Raw genomic sequence first — 22087 nt, 5'->3', positions numbered from 1 at the left:
ATTCTAGCACCATTTTCATAAAATGACTAGAACTCTGTTTCTCGATTTCTTTCATGAGTATATTGTTCTAATTCATTTAAATTTTTTTTCATATTTTCAGCATTTAATGGATTATCAATTTTTAAATTTTCATGAGTTAAATTTCGTTCATTTATAGTCCACACTTGATCTTTAAGTTTTTCTTTAAAGTGTTTATCATGTGAAATAATAAGCGTACTACCTTGAAATGATTGTATTAATTGTATAATTTTTTCTTGCATGTCAATATCAAAGTAATTTGTCGGTTCATCTAATATGAGTATGTGAGGATTTGAGAAATATAATTTAACAAATTGTAGTCTACACTTTTCACCCATTGATAAAGTATTAACAACATCATCTATTCTATCCTTGTCAAAATAGAAACTTGCTAGTATTGTTCGCGCATCTGTTTCTTTAATTTCAGGAATACACATAATTTCTTCTAACACTGTATTTTCCATCGTTAAATTGTTAAAATCTTGAGAAAAATAACCTATTTCTAATTCATGGTGAATGATTATTTCTCCTTTATCAGGTACTAATTGACCTAATATTAATTTTATTAAAGTGGATTTTCCCGAGCCATTTGGCCCTTCAATAATAACATTTTGATTTCTTTTTATATGAAACGATACATTTTCAAAAATAACTCTCTCCTTATATGAAAATGTTACATTATCGAATTTAACTAAATACTGTGGTTTAAAAGTATGATGTTGAATCGAATATGATTTTTCTTGTTCATCAGGATTCATAATGTTATTTTGCTCTAGCTTTTTATTCATTTGATGTTCTTTAGATTTGAATTTTTTTGCCAGTTTACTCAATTGTTTTTGCTGGTAAGGACTTCTTACAGATGCTTTTTTTGATGCTTTTTCATACCATTCTTTATATCTTTTAATTGTTTCTTCTATAGCTTGTTGTTCTTTCTCTTGTCTTTCATATTGTTGTTTAACTGTTTCATATTCTATTTCTTTTTGTTGTCTATAATGCCCTAATTGACCAGGATACTTTGTTGCACCATTCTTATTTAATTCTAATATTGAATCTGGCGTTTCATTTAAGAATGTTTTATCGTGAGACACAAATAATATTGCCCGTTGCTCTTGTTTAAAAGCTTTTGTTAACCATACTTTCATTTCTTGATCCATATGATTAGTTGGTTCATCTATTAATAATAATGATGCTTTATCTAATTTAACTTTTAAAAATGAAATTTTCGTTTGTTCTCCGCCACTTAATGTAGAAATCAATTGATCAAAATGACCTTCTGTTAAACCTAACTTTTTACCTTCTATAATAATATTTTGTTCAATATCATAACCATCTAATTCAATAAAGCGATTTAGATAATCTAGTTCACTTAAATTTTCTCTTAATCTTGATAACTCTGGGTATGCTAGCATAATAAATTGCATGACATTTAAATTCTCAAATGCCTTCAAATCTTGTTCCATCATTGCTGTATCAATATTTTCATTAAAATGAATTTCATTTAATAATGTGGTCTTTCCGATACCGTTAACACCTACAATTGCCATATGTTCATTATCTTCAATGTTAAAAGTTAATGAAGGTATAAGGACTTTTTGTTCAATCTCTAAAGGTTTTTCTTCAAATAAAAATAGCATAATGTTGCCTCCTCGATCCATGCATTACACAGGAAGACACACCATTACACTATTTATTATGTAATGGCAACATCAAAATATAGACATACTCTTCCAATCATCATTGTGTAATACAATGGTATTTTTACGTTATAACTTTATGTCGTAAAAATTATTGGATATCCATGCCTATTATTGATGCCACCTCTCATTAAATTTGGGTTTATTATATCTTTAACTTGTAAGTTAGTCAACTTTTGTTGAGCAATTAAATAGTGCATTGCGATGACGCTTGATATACTTCCAATATATAATTAAGTAAGGAGAGTCATAAAATGAAATCTAAATTCCCAGTCTCTGCATTGAATCTCGTTCCATTAAGAAAGGGAGAAACAGAGCAAGAGGCCATTAAAAACATGGTCACATTAGCACAAAATGTAGAGGAACTCGGTTATGAAAGGTACTGGATTGCAGAACATCATAATGCACCTAACCTTATAAGTTCAGCTACTGCATTACTGATTCAACATACATTAGAACATACAGAATCTATACAAGTTGGTTCTGGTGGTATCATGCTACCTAACCATGCCCCACTCGTTGTAGCAGAACAATTCGGCACAATGGCAACAATGTTTCCTAACAGACTAAACTTAGGATTAGGAAGAGCGCCAGGTACAGATATGATGACAGCTTCTGCATTAAGACGTGATTCTCATAAAGGTGTATATACTTTTGGCGACGATATTAATCAATTACTTAAATATTTTGGACCAGAAGAAAATCAATCTTATGTAAGAGCTTATCCGGGTGTTGATACAAATATTCCGATATATGTCTTAGGGTCTTCAACGGATTCTGCACATTTAGCAGCACGTTTAGGATTACCTTACGTATTCGCCGCACACTTTGCGCCTGAACAAATGTCACAAGCTATTGAAATATATAGAGACTTATTTGAACCATCAGAGTATTTAGATGAACCATATGTCACTATTTGTTTAAATGTCATTGTAGGTGAAACAGACGAAGAAGCAACTTTCTTATCATCAACAATGCACTTAATGTTCTTAGGAATCGTGAGAAATTCACGTCTGCCTTTACAACCACCAACAGATCAATTAGAAAACATTTGGTCACCTCAAGAAAAATATATGGCTCAATCTAAAACAAACACATCATTCATTGGAAGTGAAGAAACAGTTAAAAAACAATTATTAGACTTCCAAAAGAAATATAATGTAGATGAAATAATGGCTGTAAGTTATATTTATGATTTAGAAAAACAATACAAATCATTTGAATCATTCAAAAAAATCGTCGATGACGTTTACGGTGAATAAAAAGTCATAACAAAGATCTTAGGGCATAAATCCCAACGCAAAATAAATAACAACTCATTTCACTGATTTATTCAGCTAGAAATGAGTTGTTATTTTTATGAAATCTACGATTTTGTTCGTGCATGCTTGCCTAGGGGTATGGTTCGAGCCTGTAGTCTCTCTCTCATACTATTCCCTCAGGCGTCAGCACTTCACAAAATCGTGAAGGATATCCATTTTTATACAAAAAAAGAGCAGAAGTTCGATTTTAAAAATGGACTTCTGCTCTTTTTAAGTTTTTAGGACATTTATGTCCCAGCAGCTTTTATTTATTTCAAGTTACTATTGATAAATTCTTGAACGCTACTATTAAATAATACACCGCTGTTATGACTATCTGGTACGCCACCGTAATGTAGACCGATTACTTGATTGCTAGCATTAAATATTGGAGAACCTGAGTTCCCACCATATGTGCTTAAATCATAAGTTACATCACTTCCTGAAGCTGACAAGATATTGCCTTTACTTTCCCATAATGTTGCGATTGGCTTGTCTCCTGGGTATCCTGTAACAGTAATATCATCACCTTTTTTAACAGTTGATGTATCAGCTATTGTTGCTGGTTGAACAGCATCCCCTATTGATTGTCCTTCACTATTTTCACCAACTGTTACGACAGCTAAATCTTCTCCATCTGGAGCTGTTTTATAATCAGTCGCTGTAAATGTTCCTGCTGGGTAATTTCCATCTCCATTTGCAGCCGGTGAAAATTTTAATACTGATGCATCTCCGTTAGTTGCATCTACAACATGTTTGTTTGTTAATACTGTATTTTTACCGATTACAACTCCTGAGGCTATTGAAGTCCCTCCAATATCAGCAAAAGCAATGGATTGATAGTGTGCCGATGTTGTATTTGTTATTTGTTCTCGGTCATTATTAGGTAGTATAACTCTTGATGAAGGTTCATCCGTTTTAGCATTTGCTTCTAAAGGTAAACCTACGAAACTTAATAATAAAATTGAAACTACGGTCAATATGTAAACTTTGAATTTTTTCATATAATCTCCCCTTTATTTGAGTCTACAACTATCTTAATATGAAAAATTATACAGAGGAGAAAATTACACTACATTATCAAATTTCATGCTTAACTGTCATAATATAACTTTTATTAATACAGTTAAGCATGAAATGCATACAGTTGAGCATTATTTTGTTTAAACTATTCAAAAAAAAAAAAAAAATAAAAGACTATCCATCAGTTATTCATCTAATGGACAGTCTTGTTAAATTTAAATGTAGAACATATACCCTTCAAGTTCATCTTGGTTTGTATAGTTTGCTAAATATTCTAATGTTGTATTATCAAGTACTTCTTTAACAGCATCACGAATTCGTATCCATAATTGCTGTTGTGCTGGAGGTTCATCTTCTATACCTTCGACAGGTGTAATAGGTCCTTCCAACAATCTAATAACATCACCCGCTGTTATTTCTGATGGTGCTTTTTGTAATTGATAGCCCCCCTTGGCCCCTCTTACACTTTTAATAAGACCAGCATTACGTAGTGGTCCTACTAGTTGTTCTAAATATAAATCACTTAAATTATTTTCTTCTGCGATAGATTTTAACGATGTACATCCTTGACCGTAACGCTTAGTCAACGATATCATAAGTGTTAAGCCGTATCGTCCTTTAGTAGAAATTTTCATGTACTACACCTCTTATTTTCTTTAAAGAATATTGTTAACTTATTTTATCATTTTTTGTACACTTTGAGTAATTAGAAAGGTTGATCACAAATGAAAAACGAACCATTAGCTTATAGAATGCGTCCAAAAACGATTGACGATGTTATCAGTCAATCGCATTTAGTAGGTCCAAAAGCAATTATTAGAAGAATGGTAAATACTAAAAGATTAACTTCTATGATTTTTTATGGACCACCTGGAATTGGTAAAACAAGTATTGCGCAAGCTATAGCAGGCAGTACTCAATATAAATTCAGACAACTAAACGCCGTTACCAATACTAAGAAAGATATGCAATTAGTTGTTGAAGAAGCCAAAATGTCTGGCCAAGTTATTCTATTACTAGATGAAATTCATAGACTTGATAAAGCTAAACAAGATTTTTTATTACCTCATTTAGAGTCTGGTAAAATTGTACTCATCGGTGCAACGACATCAAATCCTTATCATGCTATTAATCCAGCTATACGAAGCAGAACGCAAATTTTTGAACTTTTCCCATTAGAAGAAGATGATATCATAATTGCTTTACACAGAGCACTTGAAGATTCGGAAAACGGTTTAGCCAGTTACGCACCCGTTGTAGATGATGAAGCCATTCAGTATTTTGCAAAAGCAAGTTATGGTGATGTTAGAAGTGCTTTGAACGCGTTAGAACTAGCCGTACTTAGCGCCGATACTGAAAATGAAAAACGTCATGTCACGATTGAAGATGCTAAAGTATGCATACAAAAAAATGCTTTTCAACATGATAAAGACGGTGATCAGCACTATGACGTAATGAGTGCCTTCCAAAAATCCATTCGAGGTAGCGACGTTGATGCCGCTTTACACTATTTAGCAAGACTCATTGAAGCTGGGGATTTACCCACGATTGCAAGACGCTTGCTTGTCATTAGCTATGAAGATATCGGCTTAGCATCACCTGGTGCCGCTGCAAGAACGTTATCTGCTATTGAAGCAAGTGAACGTCTTGGTTTTCCAGAAGCACGCATTCCACTGAGTCAAGCCGTAATTGAATTATGTCTATCTCCAAAATCAAATTCAGCTATTGTCTCTATTGACAGTGCATTGTCTGATATTAGAAATGGAAAAGCTGGATTAGTGCCTAAACATTTAAAAGATGGCCACTATCAAGGTGCTCAAGAATTAGGAAATGCGATTGGTTATAAATATCCACATAACTACGAAAATAGCTATGTAGAACAACAATATTTACCTGATACATTAAAAGATAAACAGTACTATCAGCCAAAGCTCACTTCTAAATCTGAACAAAAGCTAGCAGAAATATATAAAAACTTAAAAAAATGAGACTGGATACGTCCAGTCTCATTTTTTATATCAAAGTCGTTGTTATTTATCTTTGACTCTTTTTACTGGTATATCTTTCAAAATATCATTAATAACATAACTCGCACAAATTAAGCCGACAACACTTGGTACAAATGCATTTGATGATGGTGGCATTTGAGCTTTTCTTACTTTTGCATTTTTATCTCCGATAACTTCTTTAACGTCTTCACGAATCATAATCGGACTTTCGTCACTAAATACGACATTAATTCCTTTATGGATGCCCATTTTTCTTAATTTCAGACGTATTATTTTTGCCATTGGGTCAGTATGTGTCTTAGAAATATCAGCAATTTCAAATTTAGTTGGATCTGTCTTGTTAGCAGCACCCATACTTGAAATAACATCAATGTCTCTTTCTAAACATTCTTTCATTAAATGTACTTTATACATAATCGTATCACTAGCATCGACGAAATAATCAATATCATATTCATTAAATAACGCCTCATACGTCTCTTCTGTATAGAACATATGAAGTGATGTTACTTTACAATCTGGATTAATGAGCTTAATACGTTCTTCCATTAAATCAACTTTAGATTGACCTATTGTTGTTGTTAACGCATGTAATTGTCTATTTACATTTGTAATATCTACATCGTCTTTATCTATTAATATAATGTGACCAATATTAGTTCTTGCGAGTGCTTCAGCTGCAAACGAACCTACGCCACCTACACCAAGCACAACTACTGTTTTACTTTTTAATAAGTCTAAACCTTCTTTACCTACTGCTAATTCATTTCTAGAAAATTGATGCTTCATAGTTTAATTAACTCCTTTACACAAAAATACGCAAGACATAAAGTCTTGCGTACCGATAGAATCCAATTGTGCCGTAATATTAAGTGCTAGATCATTTTGGCCTGCTATATACAGGTGGGTGCTCTGTTTCTTATTTTGCATGTCCTCCTTACGAGGCGTATGCGCTATTAAGAAAACCAATTAAGCTCCCTTGATCAAAAGTGTTAGGTCAAAATATTAAAAGCTTATTACGAACACTTCAGATGACTACCTTATAAATTTATTTTATCATAATTCTTCTAAATAACAAGTATTTAAACTTTTAATTATTTTTCATCTAAATCAAGTTGCAAATGTAATTCATGTAGTTGACTATTAGATACTTCACTTGGTGCATCTGTTAATAAACATGAAGCACTTGCAGTCTTAGGAAATGCAATCGTATCTCTTAAGTTCGTTCTACCTGATAAGAGCATGACTAATCTATCAAGACCTAAAGCAATACCGCCATGTGGTGGCGCACCATATTTGAATGCTTCAATTAAGAAACCAAATTGATCTTGCGCTTGTTCATCAGTAAATCCAAGTGCTTTAAACATTTTTTCTTGAAGATCTGATTTATGAATTCTAATAGAACCTCCACCTAGTTCAAAACCGTTAAGAACGATGTCATAAGCATTTGCTTCAACATTTGTAGGATCAGTTTCTAACATCGATTCATGTTCTTTTTTAGGCGCAGTAAATGGATGATGGGCTGCTACATATCGTTTTGAATCTTCATCGTATTCAAATAATGGCCAATCTGTTACCCATAAGAAATTATATTTATTTGGATCAATTAATCCACGTTCTTTACCTAATTTATTTCTTAATTGAGCTAAACTTGCTGCTACAACGTCTTTTTTATCAGCTACAAATAATACTAAATCACCATTGGTAGCTTCTGTACTACTTAACAACTCGGCTACATTATCTTCAGTAAAGAATTTACTGATAGGTCCATTTAAACCTTCTTCAGTAACTTTAACCCAAGCTAAACCTTTTGCACCATAAATACTTACGAAAGTTTGTAACTGATCTATATCTTTTCTTGAGTAATCATTTGCTGCACCTTCTACAACAATCGCTTTGACTTCGCCGCCATTTTCAACAGCAGATTTAAATACTTTAAAGTCCATTTTTGATGCAAGGTCAGATAAATTAATCAATTCCATACCAAATCTAGTATCCGGTTTGTCAATTCCGTATCTTTCCATAGCTTCAGCATGAGTCATACGTGGGAATGGTGTTGTAATATCAATGCCTTTGACATCTTTCATAATACGCTTCATTAAACCTTCATTCATTGTTATAACATCTTCTTGATCAACGAAACTCATTTCAATATCGATTTGAGTAAATTCAGGTTGTCTATCTGCTCTTAAGTCTTCATCTCTAAAACATTTAACGATTTGGTAGTATTTATCAAATCCACCTATCATTAATAACTGTTTGAATATTTGAGGTGATTGAGGTAAAGCATAGAATTCACCATCATGAACACGTGATGGTACAAGATAGTCCCTAGCGCCCTCAGGTGTAGATTTTGTTAAAACAGGTGTTTCAACTTCGTAAAATTCACCTTCATCTAAATAATTTCTAACCGAACGTGTAATTTGATGTCTCATTTTGAATGTTTGAGCTAAACTTTCTCTTCTTAAATCTATATAACGATATTTCAAACGTACATTTTCATCAATGTCATTCATATCTGTTATAGAAAATGGTGGTGTTTCTGATTCATTTAAAATAAGAATATCAGAAACTTGTACTTCTACTTTACCAGTATTAATTTTGTCATTGACTGATTTTTCGTCTCTTTTGCTTACTAAACCTTTAACTTGAATAACATATTCAGAGCGTACTTTTTCAGCAACTTGTAAAGCTTCTTCAGAAAAGTCTGGGTTAAAGACTATTTGTACAACACCTTCACGGTCACGCAAATCGATGAAAATTAAACCACCTAAGTCACGTCGCTTTTGTACCCATCCGTTTAATGTAACTGTTTGTCCAATATATTCTTCTGTAATTTTTCCTGAGTATGTTGTTCTCTTATCCATTATGATTCCACCTTTATATAATTCTCTAATTCTGATAATGAAACAAGTGTTTGTTCACCAGTTTCCATATTTTTTACTTCAACTTTTTCTTGTTCTAATTCGTTTTCACCAATAACAATTGTATTTCTAGCATTAAGTCTGTCTGCTTGTTTCATTTGCCCTTTTAATTTTCTGCTAAGATAATCTTTATCACAACTTATACCAGCAAGTCTTAATTTGTTAATCAATTGTACTGAAAATTGATCGGCTTTTTCACCCATCGTAGCTATAAATAAATCAATTGAGTCTTCTTGTTCTATTTCAATACCTTCTGCTTCAAGCGCAAGTAATAATCTTTCAATGCTCAATGCAAACCCTATACCTGTTTCTTTAGGGCCATCTAACAATTCTAATAATCCATTATAACGACCGCCACCACACAATGTCGTAATAGCTCCAAATCCTTCTGCATTACTCATAACTTCAAAAGCAGTGTGCGTATAATAATCTAATCCTCTAACAAGATTCGTATCGATTTCATATTCAATACCTAATTCATCTAATAAGTGTTTAACATCATCAAAATATTGATTAGAATAATCATTTAAGTATTCTGTAATTTTCGGTGCATTTTTAATCGCTTCTTTATCTCTATCGACTTTACAGTCAAGAATACGCATCGGATTAGTGTGTAATCTACTTTGACAATCACTACAGAACGTATCAATAACCGGCTCAAAGTGAGCTTGTAATGCTTTCGTATAGTCCGCTCTTGATTCAGCATCACCAATACTGTTTATAACTAATTTTAAATCTTTTAATCCAAATGATTGATAGATGTGTACGAGCATTGAAATAATTTCAACATCTATTGACGGGTTTTCTGAACCAATTGCTTCTACACCAAATTGAACAAATTGGCGATAGCGTCCTTTTTGTTTTCTTTCATACCTAAACATCGGACCGCTATAATATAATTTTACGGGTTGATTAGGTTCACCTTGCATTTTATTTTCAATATAACTTCTCACAACACCTGCTGTGCCTTCAGGTCTTAATGTAAGACTTCTATCACCTTTATCTTGAAAAGTGTACATTTCTTTTTGTACAACATCAGTTGAATCACCAACGCCTCTACTAAATAATTCTGTACTTTCAAAAATAGGTGTTCTAATTTCTTTATAATTATATAATTTCATTAATTCGTGTAATTTATTTTCAATGTATTGCCATTTATAAGTATCTTTTGGTAATAAATCTTGTGTACCACGTGGTATATTTATCATAAAACTTCCTCCTTTAAAATAAAAAAAGCCCCTTGTATGCATATACATACAAGGGACGAATTTTCCGTGTTGCCACCCTAATTAGTATTCATTATATATGAATACTCACTTCACAACATTGTAACGGGTGTTAACCGACCTTACTTTCATAAGGTTCCCTCTTCTTGTGTTCAAAAGTATACGCGGTATCTTTATAACTCTCAGCATGTGTTATAATCTCTGTTTATCACCTAAATTGTACACTATTCAAGAATATGCGGTGTATAAGTTATTTCGTAATTTATATTAATATTACCTTCATAAGCAGAAACAGTCAATATCTAATTTGAAAAGTAAACTTTCAAGCCATCAACAATCCCTGTTTCTACGATATGTCGATATTTTCGATCTACTATTAAATCTTCATCAGTTGGATTACTGATATAACCTAATTCCAGTAAGACAGCTGGCATTTTAGTTTGACGAATAACTTGGAAGTTTTCGTTTCTAACGCCTCTATCTGACAGAATTGATTTTTGGTTTATAGATGTGTGTAACGTCTTCGCAAAATCTTTTTGAGTATCATGATGATAATAAACTGTTAAACCATGTGGTGCATAAGAATCAAGTGCATCATTATGAATACTAATAAATACGTCACCATCTTCTTGTCTATCTTTTAATTTAACATATTCATCTGTTGTTCTCGTCATTTTAACTTTGGCGCCTTCATCTTCTAACATGTTTTTAAGTTCTTTAGCTGTTTCTAAAGTAATCACTTTTTCAGTTACATCCTTATGTTTAGAACTGGCTGCTCCTTGATCACTGCCACCGTGACCAGGGTCTAATACGATTACTTTATCTTTCAATGGTTTTAAGACTGGATTCACATCTTCTTTTATATCTAAATTAGTATGCCAACCTGCAATCCAACCCTTTTCATTGTCATCATTTTTCACTTCAAACCATTTACCTTTTCGATCGGTAATTTCAAAGTTGTCACCTTTTTTCACATCAAAAATGATAGGATAATATGCTGCTGGTCCCGTCCTAAGTTCCCCATCTTCTTTCATGGATAACGTTTTAGGTTCATCTTCATTTGGTATTAACAAGCTTATAATAATAATTAATAATACAATCAGTAAGACCGCTACACCAATGACTGGGACAGGCTTTATTCTCCTTTTTTTAAACCATAAATTAATTCGGTTCATTGAATGTTACCATCCTTACTTTCAAAAATAATTGTAATTGGTCCATCATTCGTTAATGACACGTCCATATGTGCGCCAAATTCACCTGTTTTAACTTTAATATTATATGATGCTAATTGCTCATTAAAATACTCATAGATTTTCAAAGCTTCGTCGGGACTTTTAGCATTTGAAAAGCCAGGTCTATTCCCTTTTTTAACAGAAGCATATATTGTAAATTGTGATATGGATAATATTTCACCTTCAACTTGGTGAATATCTAAATTCATTTTTCCTTCACTATCTTCAAAAATTCTCGTTTTAGCAATTTTTTTAGCTAATATTTCTGCATCTGTATAAGTTGACTCTTGTCCAACACCGACTAATAACAAAAATCCTTGATTAATTTCATTTTGACTATTTTCAGATGTTACTTTTGCTTGACTTACTTTTTGCAAAACAACTTTCAAAAATATTCACCTCTTAATTCCATACACGGCTTACTGTATAGATATCACCTAATTGTTTAATTCTATCGACGATTCGATATACATCGTTCACGTTTTTTACCATAACACTTATATTAATAACAGCATTCTTATCAATATCAGCTTTTCCAGATACTTTCACTAACTGAACTTTAATTGCATTGACAACTTGAAGCACTTCATTAAGTAAGCCATTTCTGTCATATCCAGTAATTTCTAAATCTACTTGATAACTCTTCTGTTCGTTTGAATTTTTAACCCATTCAACATCAATTAATCGTTCCGTTTCATTTATAATGTTTGGGCAATCTTTACGGTGAACTTTAACACCATGACCTTTAGTGATATATCCTATGATGTCATCACCAGGTATCGGATTACAACATTTAGAAAGTTTAATAAGCATATTATCTAAACCTTCAACATAAACGCCAGTTTCTGTTCTAATATCCTCTTTAATAGGAATAGATTTACTCACTTCTTGAACTTGATTAAGCGACTGTCTTTTGCGTTCTAATCTAATTTTTTCAGAAAGTCTATTAACAGCTTGTAGTGCTGTAATACCTCCAAAACCTACCGCAGCGTATAAATCATCTTCATTAGAAAAATTATATTTATCGTTTACAATTTTGATGGTTTCCGATGTAAGGACATCATCTACATTGAATCCTTGTTCTTTAATTTCTGCTTCTATCATAAATTTACCTTTTTCAATATTGGCAGAACGATCTTGCTTTTTAAAGAAACTGCGAATTTTACTTTTCGCACTAGATGAACGTACAATTTTTAACCAGTCTCTACTTGGTCCGTATGAATGTTTACTCGTTCTAATTTCTACGATATCACCAGTTGAAAGTTTATAATCGATTGGCACTATTTTCCCATTAACTTTCGCACCGATCATTTTATTACCTACTTCACTATGAACGGCATACGCAAAGTCAATTGGCACTGCACCATACGGCAATTCAACAACATCACTTTCTGGAGTAAACACGTAAACTTTATCACTTTGCAAATCATATTTTAATGATTCCATAAATTCTTCAGCATCAGGAGATGTATTATCCGTTTCAGCGATTTCTTGTAGCCAGCTCATTTTTTGTAAGTACACTTCTGACTTATTGCTTAAGTTTTTACCTTCTTTATATGCCCAATGTGCTGCAACCCCGTGTTCAGCAATCTCATGCATTTCAAATGTTCTTATTTGAATTTCTAAAGGATCCCCGTTTGGGCCTACAACTGTTGTATGTAATGATTGGTACATGTTTTGTTTAGGCATAGCTATATAATCTTTAAATCTACCAGGCATAGGTTTCCATAAAGTGTGGACAAGTCCTAATACTGCATAACAATCTTTAATGGATGGAACAATTACCCTAATAGCTAATAAATCAAAAATTTGTTCAAATTGTTTCTTTTGTTTGACCATTTTTCTATAAATACTATAGATATGTTTTGGTCTACCACTAATATCACCAGAAATACTCATAATGCCCATTTCTGATTCTATATCTTTAATGGCATTTGTTATATATGTTTCTCGCTCGCTTCTTTTCTTTTTCATAAGATTAACTATTCTGAAGTATTGAACACTATCAATATATCTTAATGAAATGTCTTCTAATTCCCATTTAATTGTGTTAATACCTAATCTATGAGCAAGTGGTGCATAAATTTCAAGCGTTTCTTTAGCAATTCTTTTTTGTTTTTCTTTAGGCATTGCCTTTAAAGTTCTAACATTATGTAGTCTATCAGCTAATTTAACTAAAATTACACGCACATCTTTTGCGATGGCTATAAATAATTTACGATGATTTTCAGCTTGTTGCGTTTCTTTAGATTTATATTTAACTTTTTTTAATTTTGTAACACCGTCAACGATAATTGCGACTTCTTCATTAAACATCTCTACTAAATCATCATACGTATAAGGTGTATCCTCAATAACATCATGAAGGAAGCCTGCAACAATTGTTGGGCCATCTAGTTTCATTTCTGTTAAAATACCAGCAACTTGTATAGGATGCATGATATATGGCAAATTATTCTTTCTAATTTGTCCTTGATGCGCTTTAAAAGCTAAATCATAACTTTTTTCAACAAGACGATATGCGTCTTTAGATAAGTAACTTTTAGCTTTATATAATACATCATCAGCACTATAAGGATATTCTTTATTCATAGGGACACCACCTCATCATATAATTTCTCTTTAATATTACTATTATAGCAATTATTAATAGTAATACGCCACAGTTAATTGTGATAATTAAATTAAAAATAAAATAGTCACGTTGTGACTATTTTATTTATTACTGTGTTATTTTATTCGTCATACGAAATTAAAGAAACAACATCGTAGCCTTTAAGTTTTTCAATGCCGTTTAAATATTTTAGTTCTATTAAGAAAGCAATACCTACGACTATGCCTCCTAATGACTCAATTAAATGTATCGCTGCTTCAATTGTGCCACCAGTTGCTAATAAATCGTCTGTTATTAACACACGTTGACCAGGTTTAATAGCATCTTTATGCATCGTTAAAACGTTAGATCCATATTCTAAATCATATTCATAGCGGATCACTTCACGTGGTAATTTACCTTCTTTACGTACTGGTGCAAACCCGATGCCCATAGCGTAAGATACTGGACATCCAATGATAAAACCTCTTGCTTCAGGTCCAACTACTATATCCACTTGTTTGTCATGTGCATATTGAACAATTTGATCTGTAGCATATTTGTATGCTTCACCATTATCCATAATTGTTGTAATATCTTTAAAATTCACGCCTTCTTTAGGCCAATCTTGTACTTCTGAAACGTATTGCTTTAAATCCATTATACTTCCTCCTCAGTGTTGTTTAACAATGATTGAACCCAGTTAATAACTGATTGACTGTCATTGTACAACAATGTCTTCTCTATTTCTATTTGTTGTTTTTTTGCTTGATATAATGGTGCGTTTTGAATCTCATTCTTTTCCGCATCTTTATTGATTTCAATTATACCATTATTTATTGTAATAAAGTTAAGCTCGTAAAAGCAATTTAAAATGAACTTTAAATGATCAGGTTTTATTTTTACAGCTTCACATAGCTTCATACCTTCACTTTGAATGTTTGTTTCTTTTTTAGTATATAATGCTTTGTAAACTGCTTTAAATTTCTGATCATTAGGCATACCTTCAAAATATGAATTAGATTGTCCTTTAAACACTAAATAGTATTTCTCGGCATTGATTGAACTCAAAGTACGTTTAAACGCTTCTATATCTTCAGGTAAATCTCTTAAAACACATGTTTCGATTTCATTGTCATAACCTTCACCGTAATAAATATATTGATCATTCACTTTTTCTTCAGATTTATTAATGACAAACAATGCATTGTCTTGATTTATTTTAAGTAAATCATGTTTGTTTTTACTTCTATAATCAAAAATTGTATGTTCATTACTTAATTCTAAATCTTTAAGAATGATTTGAGGTGACTGATGACTATTCCATTCATTAACATTTAAACTTCCTGCAACATTTATAGATGTATCATTTGATATATCATGAACTAAATTGCCAAAATTCCAATGCAAAGCTGCAATATTTTTATCAGTTAAAGTTAATTTAAGATGTTTTTCACCTTGACCAATACCTTTAGCAGATTTAACTTGCACGTTCTTTATTGAAAATATTGGCGCCGCTATATCAGTACCAAAAGGTCTCAACCTTTCTAAATCAAAGATATTATCCACTGTAATATCCGAAGTGTCTATTTCTGCATCAACTATTAATTGCGGCAATAATGGTTTACCGTCAGTTAATTTAGACATTTCTTCATTTAAAGCTGTTTTTAAAGGTTCAATCGCATCGATTTCTAAAGTCATACCAGCTGCCATATGGTGGCCACCGAACTTTTGAATAAGATCTCCATGTGCTTGAAGGAATTCAAACATTGAAACTTGCTCAATACTTCTTGCTGACCCTTTAGCATGATTTTGATCGATGTCTACGTTTAAAACAATTGTCGGTAAATTAAATTTTTCAACAACTCTAGAAGCAACAATTCCAAGTACGCCTTCATTCCAATTTTCTTTTGCAAGAATTAAAAATTGAGCATTTTGTTGAATTTCGACTTCTGCCAATTGCATGGCTTCTTCTGTAATTGTTTCAACAATAGCCTTTCTTTCAGTATTAAAATGATCCACTTCTTCAGCAAGAAATGTCGCTTCATCATAATCCTCACTCATCAGTAGCTCACCGGCTAATCTAGCATCATCGAGTCTACCAACAGCGTTTAACCTTGGTCCTATAATAAAGCCAACTGTTTGTTCACTCACTTCGTCATTAAAGTCAGCTACACTTAAAAGTGCTTTAATACCTGGTGATGGATCTTCATTTAATATGCGCAACCCTTGTTTAACCATGTATCTATTCTCATCCGTTAAACTCACTAAGTCTGCAATAGTCCCTATTGCAACGAGTCCAAGGAATGATTCAGGCAAATCATTTTTAAGTGCTTTTGACAGTTTATAAGAAACACCGACTCCAGCTAAGAACTCGAATGGATAATCAAAGTCTGGATGCATAGGATGAACAATTGCGTATGCATTTGGTTTTGTTTCACCAAATTCATGGTGATCTGTAATGATAACATCAATCCCTAATTCATTAGCCACATCTATTTCATGATGACCTTGCACACCATTATCTACTGTGATAATTAAAGTTACGCCTTCATCATGCGCATTTCTAAATGCCGCTTCACTAGGACCATATCCTTCAGTAAATCTATTTGGAATATACCATCCAACAGTCGCACCTAGAGATTCTAAAGTTTTTACAAGAATTGTCGTAGAGGTTACACCATCTGCATCATAGTCTCCATAAACTAATATTCTTTCATCATTTTCAATTGCTTTATGTATTCTTGAAGTCGCTTTTTCCATATCACTTAATAACATAGGATCATGGAACAAAACTTCTTTAGATAATAATTTTTCAATTTTATCTTCTGTTGTATAGCCTTTAGAAATTAATGTTTTTTCTAACAGTGGGGAAATATTAAATTTTTTTATAATTTGTTGATCAATATCTTGATTATTTTCAGATACAAGCCATTGATAACGCGCTTTAGTCATAACAAATCTCCTCATTTCTACTCAAAACATTATACATGAAAAATAGTACTTTCTCTACTAAACAAATTAAGCATAACAAAAGCTAGCGCTTACGACCATTGTTAACTATTCATAAAATCTATTTGCATTAAAAAACAAAAAAATCCTGCCTCATATTCGAGGACAGGATTCTTTATTGATTTATACAAGTATTTTTTCGTCGTTTGATTTCTTTTCTTCATAAACAACTAATTTGCCGTTGTCTGTTTTCTTAAGTTGTCGTTTTTTCAACATACCCCATAGTGGGACAGCAACGAATACAGATGAGAATACACCTGACACTAAACCAATTAATAATGCTAATGAGAAATTGAAGATACTTGGTGAACCAAGTATTAATAATGCAACTACAACAATAACCACGGTTAACACTGTATTAATCGATCTCGTCATAGTTTGTCTAATTGAAGAGTTAACAATCATATCAATTGTTTCTGGCTTTTCAATGACTTTAACTTTGCGTAAGTTCTCTCTCACCCGGTCAAACGTAACGATGGTGTCGTTAATGGAATAACCGATAATCGTAAGTACTGCAGCTATGAATGTAATGTCTACTTCAAGTCTAAACAGACTGAATACCGCTACTATCATGAACACATCATGTAATAATGCTAACACTGCAGTCGTACCCATTCGCCATTCGAATCTGAATGTCACGTATAGAACAATACCTAACGCTGCATAAACCATAGCTTTAAGTGCATTCATAGCTAATTCTTGACCAACAACTGGAGAAACTGTGCTGACGTTAGGATCATGACCTAACGATTTGTCGAAGTCTGATTTGACTTTTTGTATTTCTGATTTATTTAACGCATCTTTAAATTGGACTGTTGCCATCTTGCTACCTTTGCCACTTGTTGTAACTTGTGACGGTTCTAATCCCATATCTTTAAACTGTTTAGAGACTTGTTCAGTTTTGATTGCTTGATCAGATTGTAAATCTACTCTCGTACCACTAGTAAAGTCGATACCTAAATTCAATCTAAATATGGATACAATAATCGCACCGACAATGATGGTGATTAAACTAAACGTCAGTAATGGTTTAGCTAGTTTAACAAAATTAATTTTGTCGTATACAGATTTTAAATCATGTACGTCCAATCTTTCGCTGATATCATGTCTATCTTTCTTAGAAACACCAAACCAATTATATTTTTTCTTGAAATAGTTTGAGTTAACAAGTAGTGATAACAAGACTCTTGTAAAGAATACAGAAGTAACAAAACTCATTAAGATTGCTAATAATAACATTGTAGCAAATCCTTTTACAGAGCTTTCACCGAATACGAATAGCACTAAGGCTGCTAAAATTGTCGTTAAGTTAGCATCCAGAATCGTAATGAATGAAGATCCCGAACCTTTTTTGAAGGCTTGTTGCAATGTCCTTCCTATCCGCAACTCATCTTTAATCCGTTCATACATAATAATGTTAGCATCGACTGCCATACCTACACCTAAAACTAAGGCTGCAAGTCCAGGAAGTGTTAACACACCGGATATAAAGTTAAATGCCAATAATGTTAAGTAAACATAAGCACTTAGCGTTATAACAGCTACGATACCTGGCAGACGATAATATACAAGAATGAATAAGAAAATGATACCTACACCGATTGATGAAGCCAGTACAGTTTCTTTCAATGCATCTTTACCGAATTGAGCACCAACCGATGTCGAATAAACTTCATCTAATTTAACAGGTAAGGATCCTGAATTTAATAAATCAGCGATTTGCTTAGCATCTTTAACGCCTTCTTCACCATCAAATCCACCAGAAATTTCAACGTTTTCTGAGTTGATTGGTTGGCTTACAGTTGCTGCTGAAATAAATTTCGGTTTTTTACCTTCTTGTTCTTTTTTAGCTTCTTTAGCGTAACTGTCACCTTTTTCATAATCCATCCAAATTACCATTAGATTAGGATTCATCTTAGAAACTTTTTCAGTTACTTCTTTGAATTTTTTAGCGTCTTTTAATTTCAGTGTCACTGCAACTTCGTTTGTATTATCTTTAAATCCTTGTTTAGCGCCGCCTTGAACTAAATCTTTACCAGATAATAAAACTCTATCTTTAGCGTCTCTGATCGTTAAATTCGCTTGTGTAGAAAGTACTTCACGAGCTTCATTTTGGTCTTTTATACCAGCTAATTGAACTCGTATTCTGTTACCTTCCTCAACCTGTATTTTCGGCTCAGAAACACCTAATACGTTGACACGCGATTCTAAAGTCTTCGCAGTAGATTTAACCGCATCAGTATCTATCTTGTCACCTTTATCTAAAGGATTAACTTGATATAATACTTCAAATCCACCTTGTAAGTCTAAACCTAAATTTACATTCTTTGTTATATCTTTTGTAGTTGTTCCTATTAAACTAAAGACCAACACTGCAAGAAGCAAAAAGGCTATAATTCTACTCCGCTTTTTCACGATAACACCTCTTACTTAATTTAATTCACTATATATGTTATAGCATACATTAACAGTGATTGAATAGCCAAAACATTTATCTATCAAAAAAAGACATGGATAACCATGTCTTTTAACATTAAATATGATACATAATATTAAACCAATTTCCTTAAAAAGTAAACTATTTTATGAAGGGTCTACTTGTTTAATAGCTGGTTTTTCAAATGTAATTTCTTGTCCTTTGTCATTAACAGATACAACAACGATTGATTCGTCAACTGCTCTAACTGTTCCTTTAATGCCACCGATTGAAGTAACTTTTTGACCAACTTCTAAACGGTTTAATAATTCACGATGCTCTTTTGCACGTTTTTGTTGTGGTCTAATCATTAAGAACCATACAAGTGCGAAAATTAAAATAATAGGTAATAATTGTACTAATACTTCCATATTCAAGCTCCTTTAAAAGTTTTTGGGGTTATCTACATTCAGTCCATACTGTTCAAAAAATTCATCTTTAAAATCAAGTAATCGATCTTCTCTTATTGCTTGGCGAACATTCTCCATAAGTTTTAATAAGAAATATAAATTATGATATGTAGTAAGACGAATTCCAAATGTTTCATCTGCTTTAATCAGATGACGCAAATATGCTTTAGTATAGTTTCGACATGTGTAGCAATCGCACTCAGGATCTAGTGGTGATAAATCTTGCTGATATTTAGCATTCTTAATCACAACTCTACCTTGAGAAGTCATGCACGTACCATTCCTAGCTATACGTGTAGGTAATACGCAGTCAAACATATCGATTCCTCTAATAGAGCATTCGATTAATGCGTCTGGAGAACCTACTCCCATTAAATATCTTGGTTTATTAAATGGCATTAATGGTGCAGTATGTTCAACCATTTTGTACATAACAGGTTTTGGTTCACCTACTGACAAGCCACCAATTGCATAGCCGGGGAAATCAAGTGAAACTAAATCTTTAGCACTTTGCTCTCTAAGATCTTTGTATTCTCCACCTTGGATTATGCCGAATAAAGCTTGATCTTCAGGACGTTGATGTGCTTCAAGACATCTTTCTGCCCATCTCGATGTTCTCTCGATAGAATTTTTTACATATTCATATTCAGCAGGCATAGGCGGACATTCATCAAATGCCATCATAATGTCTGAACCAAGATCGTTTTGAATATGCATTGCTTTTTCAGGACTTAAAAACAATTTAGACCCATTTAAATGGTGTCTAAAATGTACACCTTCTTCTTCGATTTTTCTCATATCACTTAAACTGAATACTTGAAATCCTCCAGAATCGGTAAGAATAGGTCCGTCCCAATTCATAAACTTATGTAATCCACCCACTTTAGAAATGATATCACTTCCAGGTTGTAACCACAAATGATAGGTATTACTTAGTATGATTTTAGCTTCCATTTGTTTAAGTTCTTCAGGACTCATCGTTTTAACAGTTGCTTTTGTTCCGACTGGCATGAACATTGGTGTTTCAAATGAACCATGTGGCGTATGAACAATTCCTAATCTTGCACCAGACTGCTTACAAGTCTTTATGTGCTCATATGTTACTGCAGGCATGTCGTTACTCCTTTTCTATATTAAAATCATTGCATCTCCAAAACTAAAAAATCTATATTTTTCTTCTACTGCATGATTATATGCATTAAGTATATTCTCTCGAGTTGAAAGTGCTGAAACAAGCATAATTAATGTCGATTTAGGCAAATGGAAATTTGTAATAAGGCCATCAATCGCTTTAAACTCATATCCCGGAAAAATAAAGATATCTGTCCATCCACTTTGCTCTACAAATTTTTCGTTTTTAGAACGAATTGTTTCTAAAGTTCTAGTAGAGGTTGTACCAACCGATATGATTTTATGACCATTTGCTTTAACGCGATTTAATAATTCAGCTGTTTCGGCTGTCATCTGATAATATTCAGAATGCATTTCATGATCATCAATATTATCTACACTTACAGGTCTAAACGTACCTAATCCAACATGTAGCGTAATAAACGCAATATGAATACCTTTTGCAGCTATTTCTTGTAATAAATGTTCAGTAAAATGTAATCCCGCAGTTGGCGCAGCAGCAGAACCTACCTCTTTAGCATAAACAGTTTGATATCTATCTTGATCATCTAATCTCTCTTTAATATATGGAGGTAAAGGCATTTCACCAAGTTCGTCTAGCCTTTCTTGTAAAATACCTTCATAAGAAAGTTTCATTATTCTTCCGCCTTGTTCTAATTCTTTAACACAAGTCGCAATTATTTTCCCTTCTCCAAAAGATACTGACTGACCTACTTTTATTCTTTTAGCAGGCTTTATTAACACTTCCCATTCATTATCTTCATGTTGAGTAAGCATTAACATTTCAACTTTAGCGCCTGTTTCTTCTTTTAGACCAAACAATCTAGCCGGCATAACTTTAGTATCATTTAAAACTAAACAATCACCCGGCATAAGCTCGTTTACAACATCTTTAAATGTTAAATCTTCTAATTCACCCGTTTTTTTATTACATTTAAGCAACCTACTGCTTTCTCTATCTAACAGTGGTGTTTGTGCAATTAACGATTCAGGTAAATCAAAATCGAAATCTTCAATATTCACAAACTGTTCCTC

The 22087-nt window shown here is 32.7% G+C and carries 17 protein-coding genes and 1 other RNA gene; 2 read left to right on the top strand and 16 right to left on the bottom strand.

The features are described 5' to 3' along the window. Positions 1–26 precede the first annotated feature (26 nt). Positions 27–1652 carry a Sal family ABC-F type ribosomal protection protein gene (sal, locus tag LQ598_RS01355; RefSeq protein ID WP_239745122.1) on the bottom strand — a complete coding sequence of 542 codons (1626 nt, stop codon included), beginning with the start codon at positions 1650–1652 and terminating at the stop codon, positions 27–29. A 314-nt stretch (positions 1653–1966) separates the two neighbouring features. On the opposite strand from sal, the gene LQ598_RS01350 reads away from it, so the two are divergent. Beyond that, complete coding sequence (locus tag LQ598_RS01350; protein WP_016910815.1) at positions 1967–2974, top strand: LLM class flavin-dependent oxidoreductase; 1008 nt, start codon at positions 1967–1969, stop codon at positions 2972–2974. Positions 2975–3282: 308 nt separating this feature from the next. On the opposite strand, the gene LQ598_RS01345 is transcribed toward LQ598_RS01350, so the two are convergent. After that, positions 3283–4017, bottom strand: a complete 735-nt coding sequence (locus LQ598_RS01345; protein WP_016911540.1) for a trypsin-like serine peptidase — start codon at positions 4015–4017, stop codon at positions 3283–3285. Positions 4018–4251: 234 nt separating this feature from the next. Next, positions 4252–4671, bottom strand: coding sequence for a cysteine metabolism transcriptional regulator CymR (gene cymR / locus LQ598_RS01340; protein ID WP_016911539.1), 420 nt, complete (start codon positions 4669–4671; stop codon positions 4252–4254). Between the two features lie 90 nt (positions 4672–4761). Between cymR and LQ598_RS01335 the strand changes: the two genes are divergently transcribed. Beyond that, on the top strand, positions 4762–6024 hold the full coding sequence (locus LQ598_RS01335) for a replication-associated recombination protein A (RefSeq protein WP_103323218.1): 1263 nt from the start codon (positions 4762–4764) through the stop codon (positions 6022–6024). Between the two features lie 42 nt (positions 6025–6066). Here LQ598_RS01335 and LQ598_RS01330 read toward each other — a convergent pair whose 3' ends face one another. From LQ598_RS01330 to queA, 13 genes are all read right to left on the bottom strand, one after another. Next, the gene (locus tag LQ598_RS01330) at positions 6067–6834 is read right to left on the bottom strand and encodes a tRNA threonylcarbamoyladenosine dehydratase (protein WP_016911537.1); all 768 of its coding nucleotides are present in this window, start codon (positions 6832–6834) and stop codon (positions 6067–6069) included. A gap of 55 nt (positions 6835–6889) precedes the next feature. Further along, a non-coding RNA gene (ssrS, locus tag LQ598_RS01325) (6S RNA) lies at positions 6890–7082 on the bottom strand. A 57-nt stretch (positions 7083–7139) separates the two neighbouring features. After that, entirely contained in the window at positions 7140–8912 is a 1773-nt protein-coding gene (aspS, locus tag LQ598_RS01320; RefSeq protein WP_107536703.1) for an aspartate--tRNA ligase, read from the bottom strand. After that, positions 8912–10177 (bottom strand): histidine--tRNA ligase, encoded by a 1266-nt coding sequence (gene hisS / locus LQ598_RS01315; RefSeq protein ID WP_107559168.1) that lies wholly within the window; start codon positions 10175–10177, stop codon positions 8912–8914. Before hisS ends, aspS begins: the two co-directional genes overlap by 1 nt. A gap of 320 nt (positions 10178–10497) precedes the next feature. Next, complete coding sequence (locus LQ598_RS01310) at positions 10498–11370, bottom strand: N-acetylmuramoyl-L-alanine amidase family protein (RefSeq protein WP_016911533.1); 873 nt, start codon at positions 11368–11370, stop codon at positions 10498–10500. Then, positions 11367–11819: a D-aminoacyl-tRNA deacylase gene (dtd, locus tag LQ598_RS01305; RefSeq protein WP_016911532.1), complete on the bottom strand. Its 453-nt coding sequence runs from the start codon at positions 11817–11819 to the stop codon at positions 11367–11369. The genes LQ598_RS01310 and dtd overlap by 4 nt, the downstream gene beginning before the upstream one ends. 13 nt (positions 11820–11832) lie before the next feature. After that, a complete protein-coding gene (locus LQ598_RS01300; protein WP_107536705.1) occupies positions 11833–14022 on the bottom strand; it encodes a RelA/SpoT family protein in 2190 nt (729 codons plus the stop codon). Positions 14023–14165: 143 nt separating this feature from the next. Beyond that, positions 14166–14684: an adenine phosphoribosyltransferase gene (locus LQ598_RS01295; protein WP_016911530.1), complete on the bottom strand. Its 519-nt coding sequence runs from the start codon at positions 14682–14684 to the stop codon at positions 14166–14168. Then, on the bottom strand, positions 14684–16978 hold the full coding sequence (gene recJ, locus LQ598_RS01290) for a single-stranded-DNA-specific exonuclease RecJ (RefSeq protein ID WP_107556790.1): 2295 nt from the start codon (positions 16976–16978) through the stop codon (positions 14684–14686). Before recJ ends, LQ598_RS01295 begins: the two co-directional genes overlap by 1 nt. Before the next feature lie 180 nt (positions 16979–17158). Beyond that, entirely contained in the window at positions 17159–19450 is a 2292-nt protein-coding gene (secDF, locus tag LQ598_RS01285; protein WP_107556789.1) for a protein translocase subunit SecDF, read from the bottom strand. Between the two features lie 168 nt (positions 19451–19618). Next, a complete protein-coding gene (gene yajC / locus LQ598_RS01280; RefSeq protein ID WP_016911527.1) occupies positions 19619–19882 on the bottom strand; it encodes a preprotein translocase subunit YajC in 264 nt (87 codons plus the stop codon). A gap of 12 nt (positions 19883–19894) precedes the next feature. Next, positions 19895–21034 carry a tRNA guanosine(34) transglycosylase Tgt gene (tgt, locus tag LQ598_RS01275; protein ID WP_016911526.1) on the bottom strand — a complete coding sequence of 380 codons (1140 nt, stop codon included), beginning with the start codon at positions 21032–21034 and terminating at the stop codon, positions 19895–19897. Between the two features lie 15 nt (positions 21035–21049). Further along, complete coding sequence (gene queA / locus LQ598_RS01270; protein ID WP_016911525.1) at positions 21050–22075, bottom strand: tRNA preQ1(34) S-adenosylmethionine ribosyltransferase-isomerase QueA; 1026 nt, start codon at positions 22073–22075, stop codon at positions 21050–21052. Positions 22076–22087: the final 12 nt, after the last annotated feature.

This window comes from Mammaliicoccus sp. F-M27 (genome assembly GCF_022387115.1).
In the GTDB taxonomy this organism is placed as follows: domain Bacteria; phylum Bacillota; class Bacilli; order Staphylococcales; family Staphylococcaceae; genus Mammaliicoccus; species Mammaliicoccus vitulinus.
This window is presented reverse-complemented; position numbering and strand designations above follow the sequence as displayed.

Bases quoted from the DNA above. Each gene is read 5' to 3' on its own strand.
- sal (WP_239745122.1), bottom strand. From the start codon at position 1,652: ATGCTATTTTTATTTGAAGAAAAACCTTTAGAGATTGAACAAAAAGTC.
- LQ598_RS01350 (WP_016910815.1), top strand. From the start codon at position 1,967: ATGAAATCTAAATTCCCAGTCTCTGCATTGAATCTCGTTCCATTAAGA.
- LQ598_RS01345 (WP_016911540.1), bottom strand. From the start codon at position 4,017: ATGAAAAAATTCAAAGTTTACATATTGACCGTAGTTTCAATTTTATTA.
- cymR (WP_016911539.1), bottom strand. From the start codon at position 4,671: ATGAAAATTTCTACTAAAGGACGATACGGCTTAACACTTATGATATCG.
- LQ598_RS01335 (WP_103323218.1), top strand. From the start codon at position 4,762: ATGAAAAACGAACCATTAGCTTATAGAATGCGTCCAAAAACGATTGAC.
- LQ598_RS01330 (WP_016911537.1), bottom strand. From the start codon at position 6,834: ATGAAGCATCAATTTTCTAGAAATGAATTAGCAGTAGGTAAAGAAGGT.
- aspS (WP_107536703.1), bottom strand. From the start codon at position 8,912: ATGGATAAGAGAACAACATACTCAGGAAAAATTACAGAAGAATATATT.
- hisS (WP_107559168.1), bottom strand. From the start codon at position 10,177: ATGATAAATATACCACGTGGTACACAAGATTTATTACCAAAAGATACT.
- LQ598_RS01310 (WP_016911533.1), bottom strand. From the start codon at position 11,370: ATGAACCGAATTAATTTATGGTTTAAAAAAAGGAGAATAAAGCCTGTC.
- LQ598_RS01300 (WP_107536705.1), bottom strand. From the start codon at position 14,022: ATGAATAAAGAATATCCTTATAGTGCTGATGATGTATTATATAAAGCT.
- LQ598_RS01295 (WP_016911530.1), bottom strand. From the start codon at position 14,684: ATGGATTTAAAGCAATACGTTTCAGAAGTACAAGATTGGCCTAAAGAA.
- recJ (WP_107556790.1), bottom strand. From the start codon at position 16,978: ATGACTAAAGCGCGTTATCAATGGCTTGTATCTGAAAATAATCAAGAT.
- yajC (WP_016911527.1), bottom strand. From the start codon at position 19,882: ATGGAAGTATTAGTACAATTATTACCTATTATTTTAATTTTCGCACTT.
- tgt (WP_016911526.1), bottom strand. From the start codon at position 21,034: ATGCCTGCAGTAACATATGAGCACATAAAGACTTGTAAGCAGTCTGGT.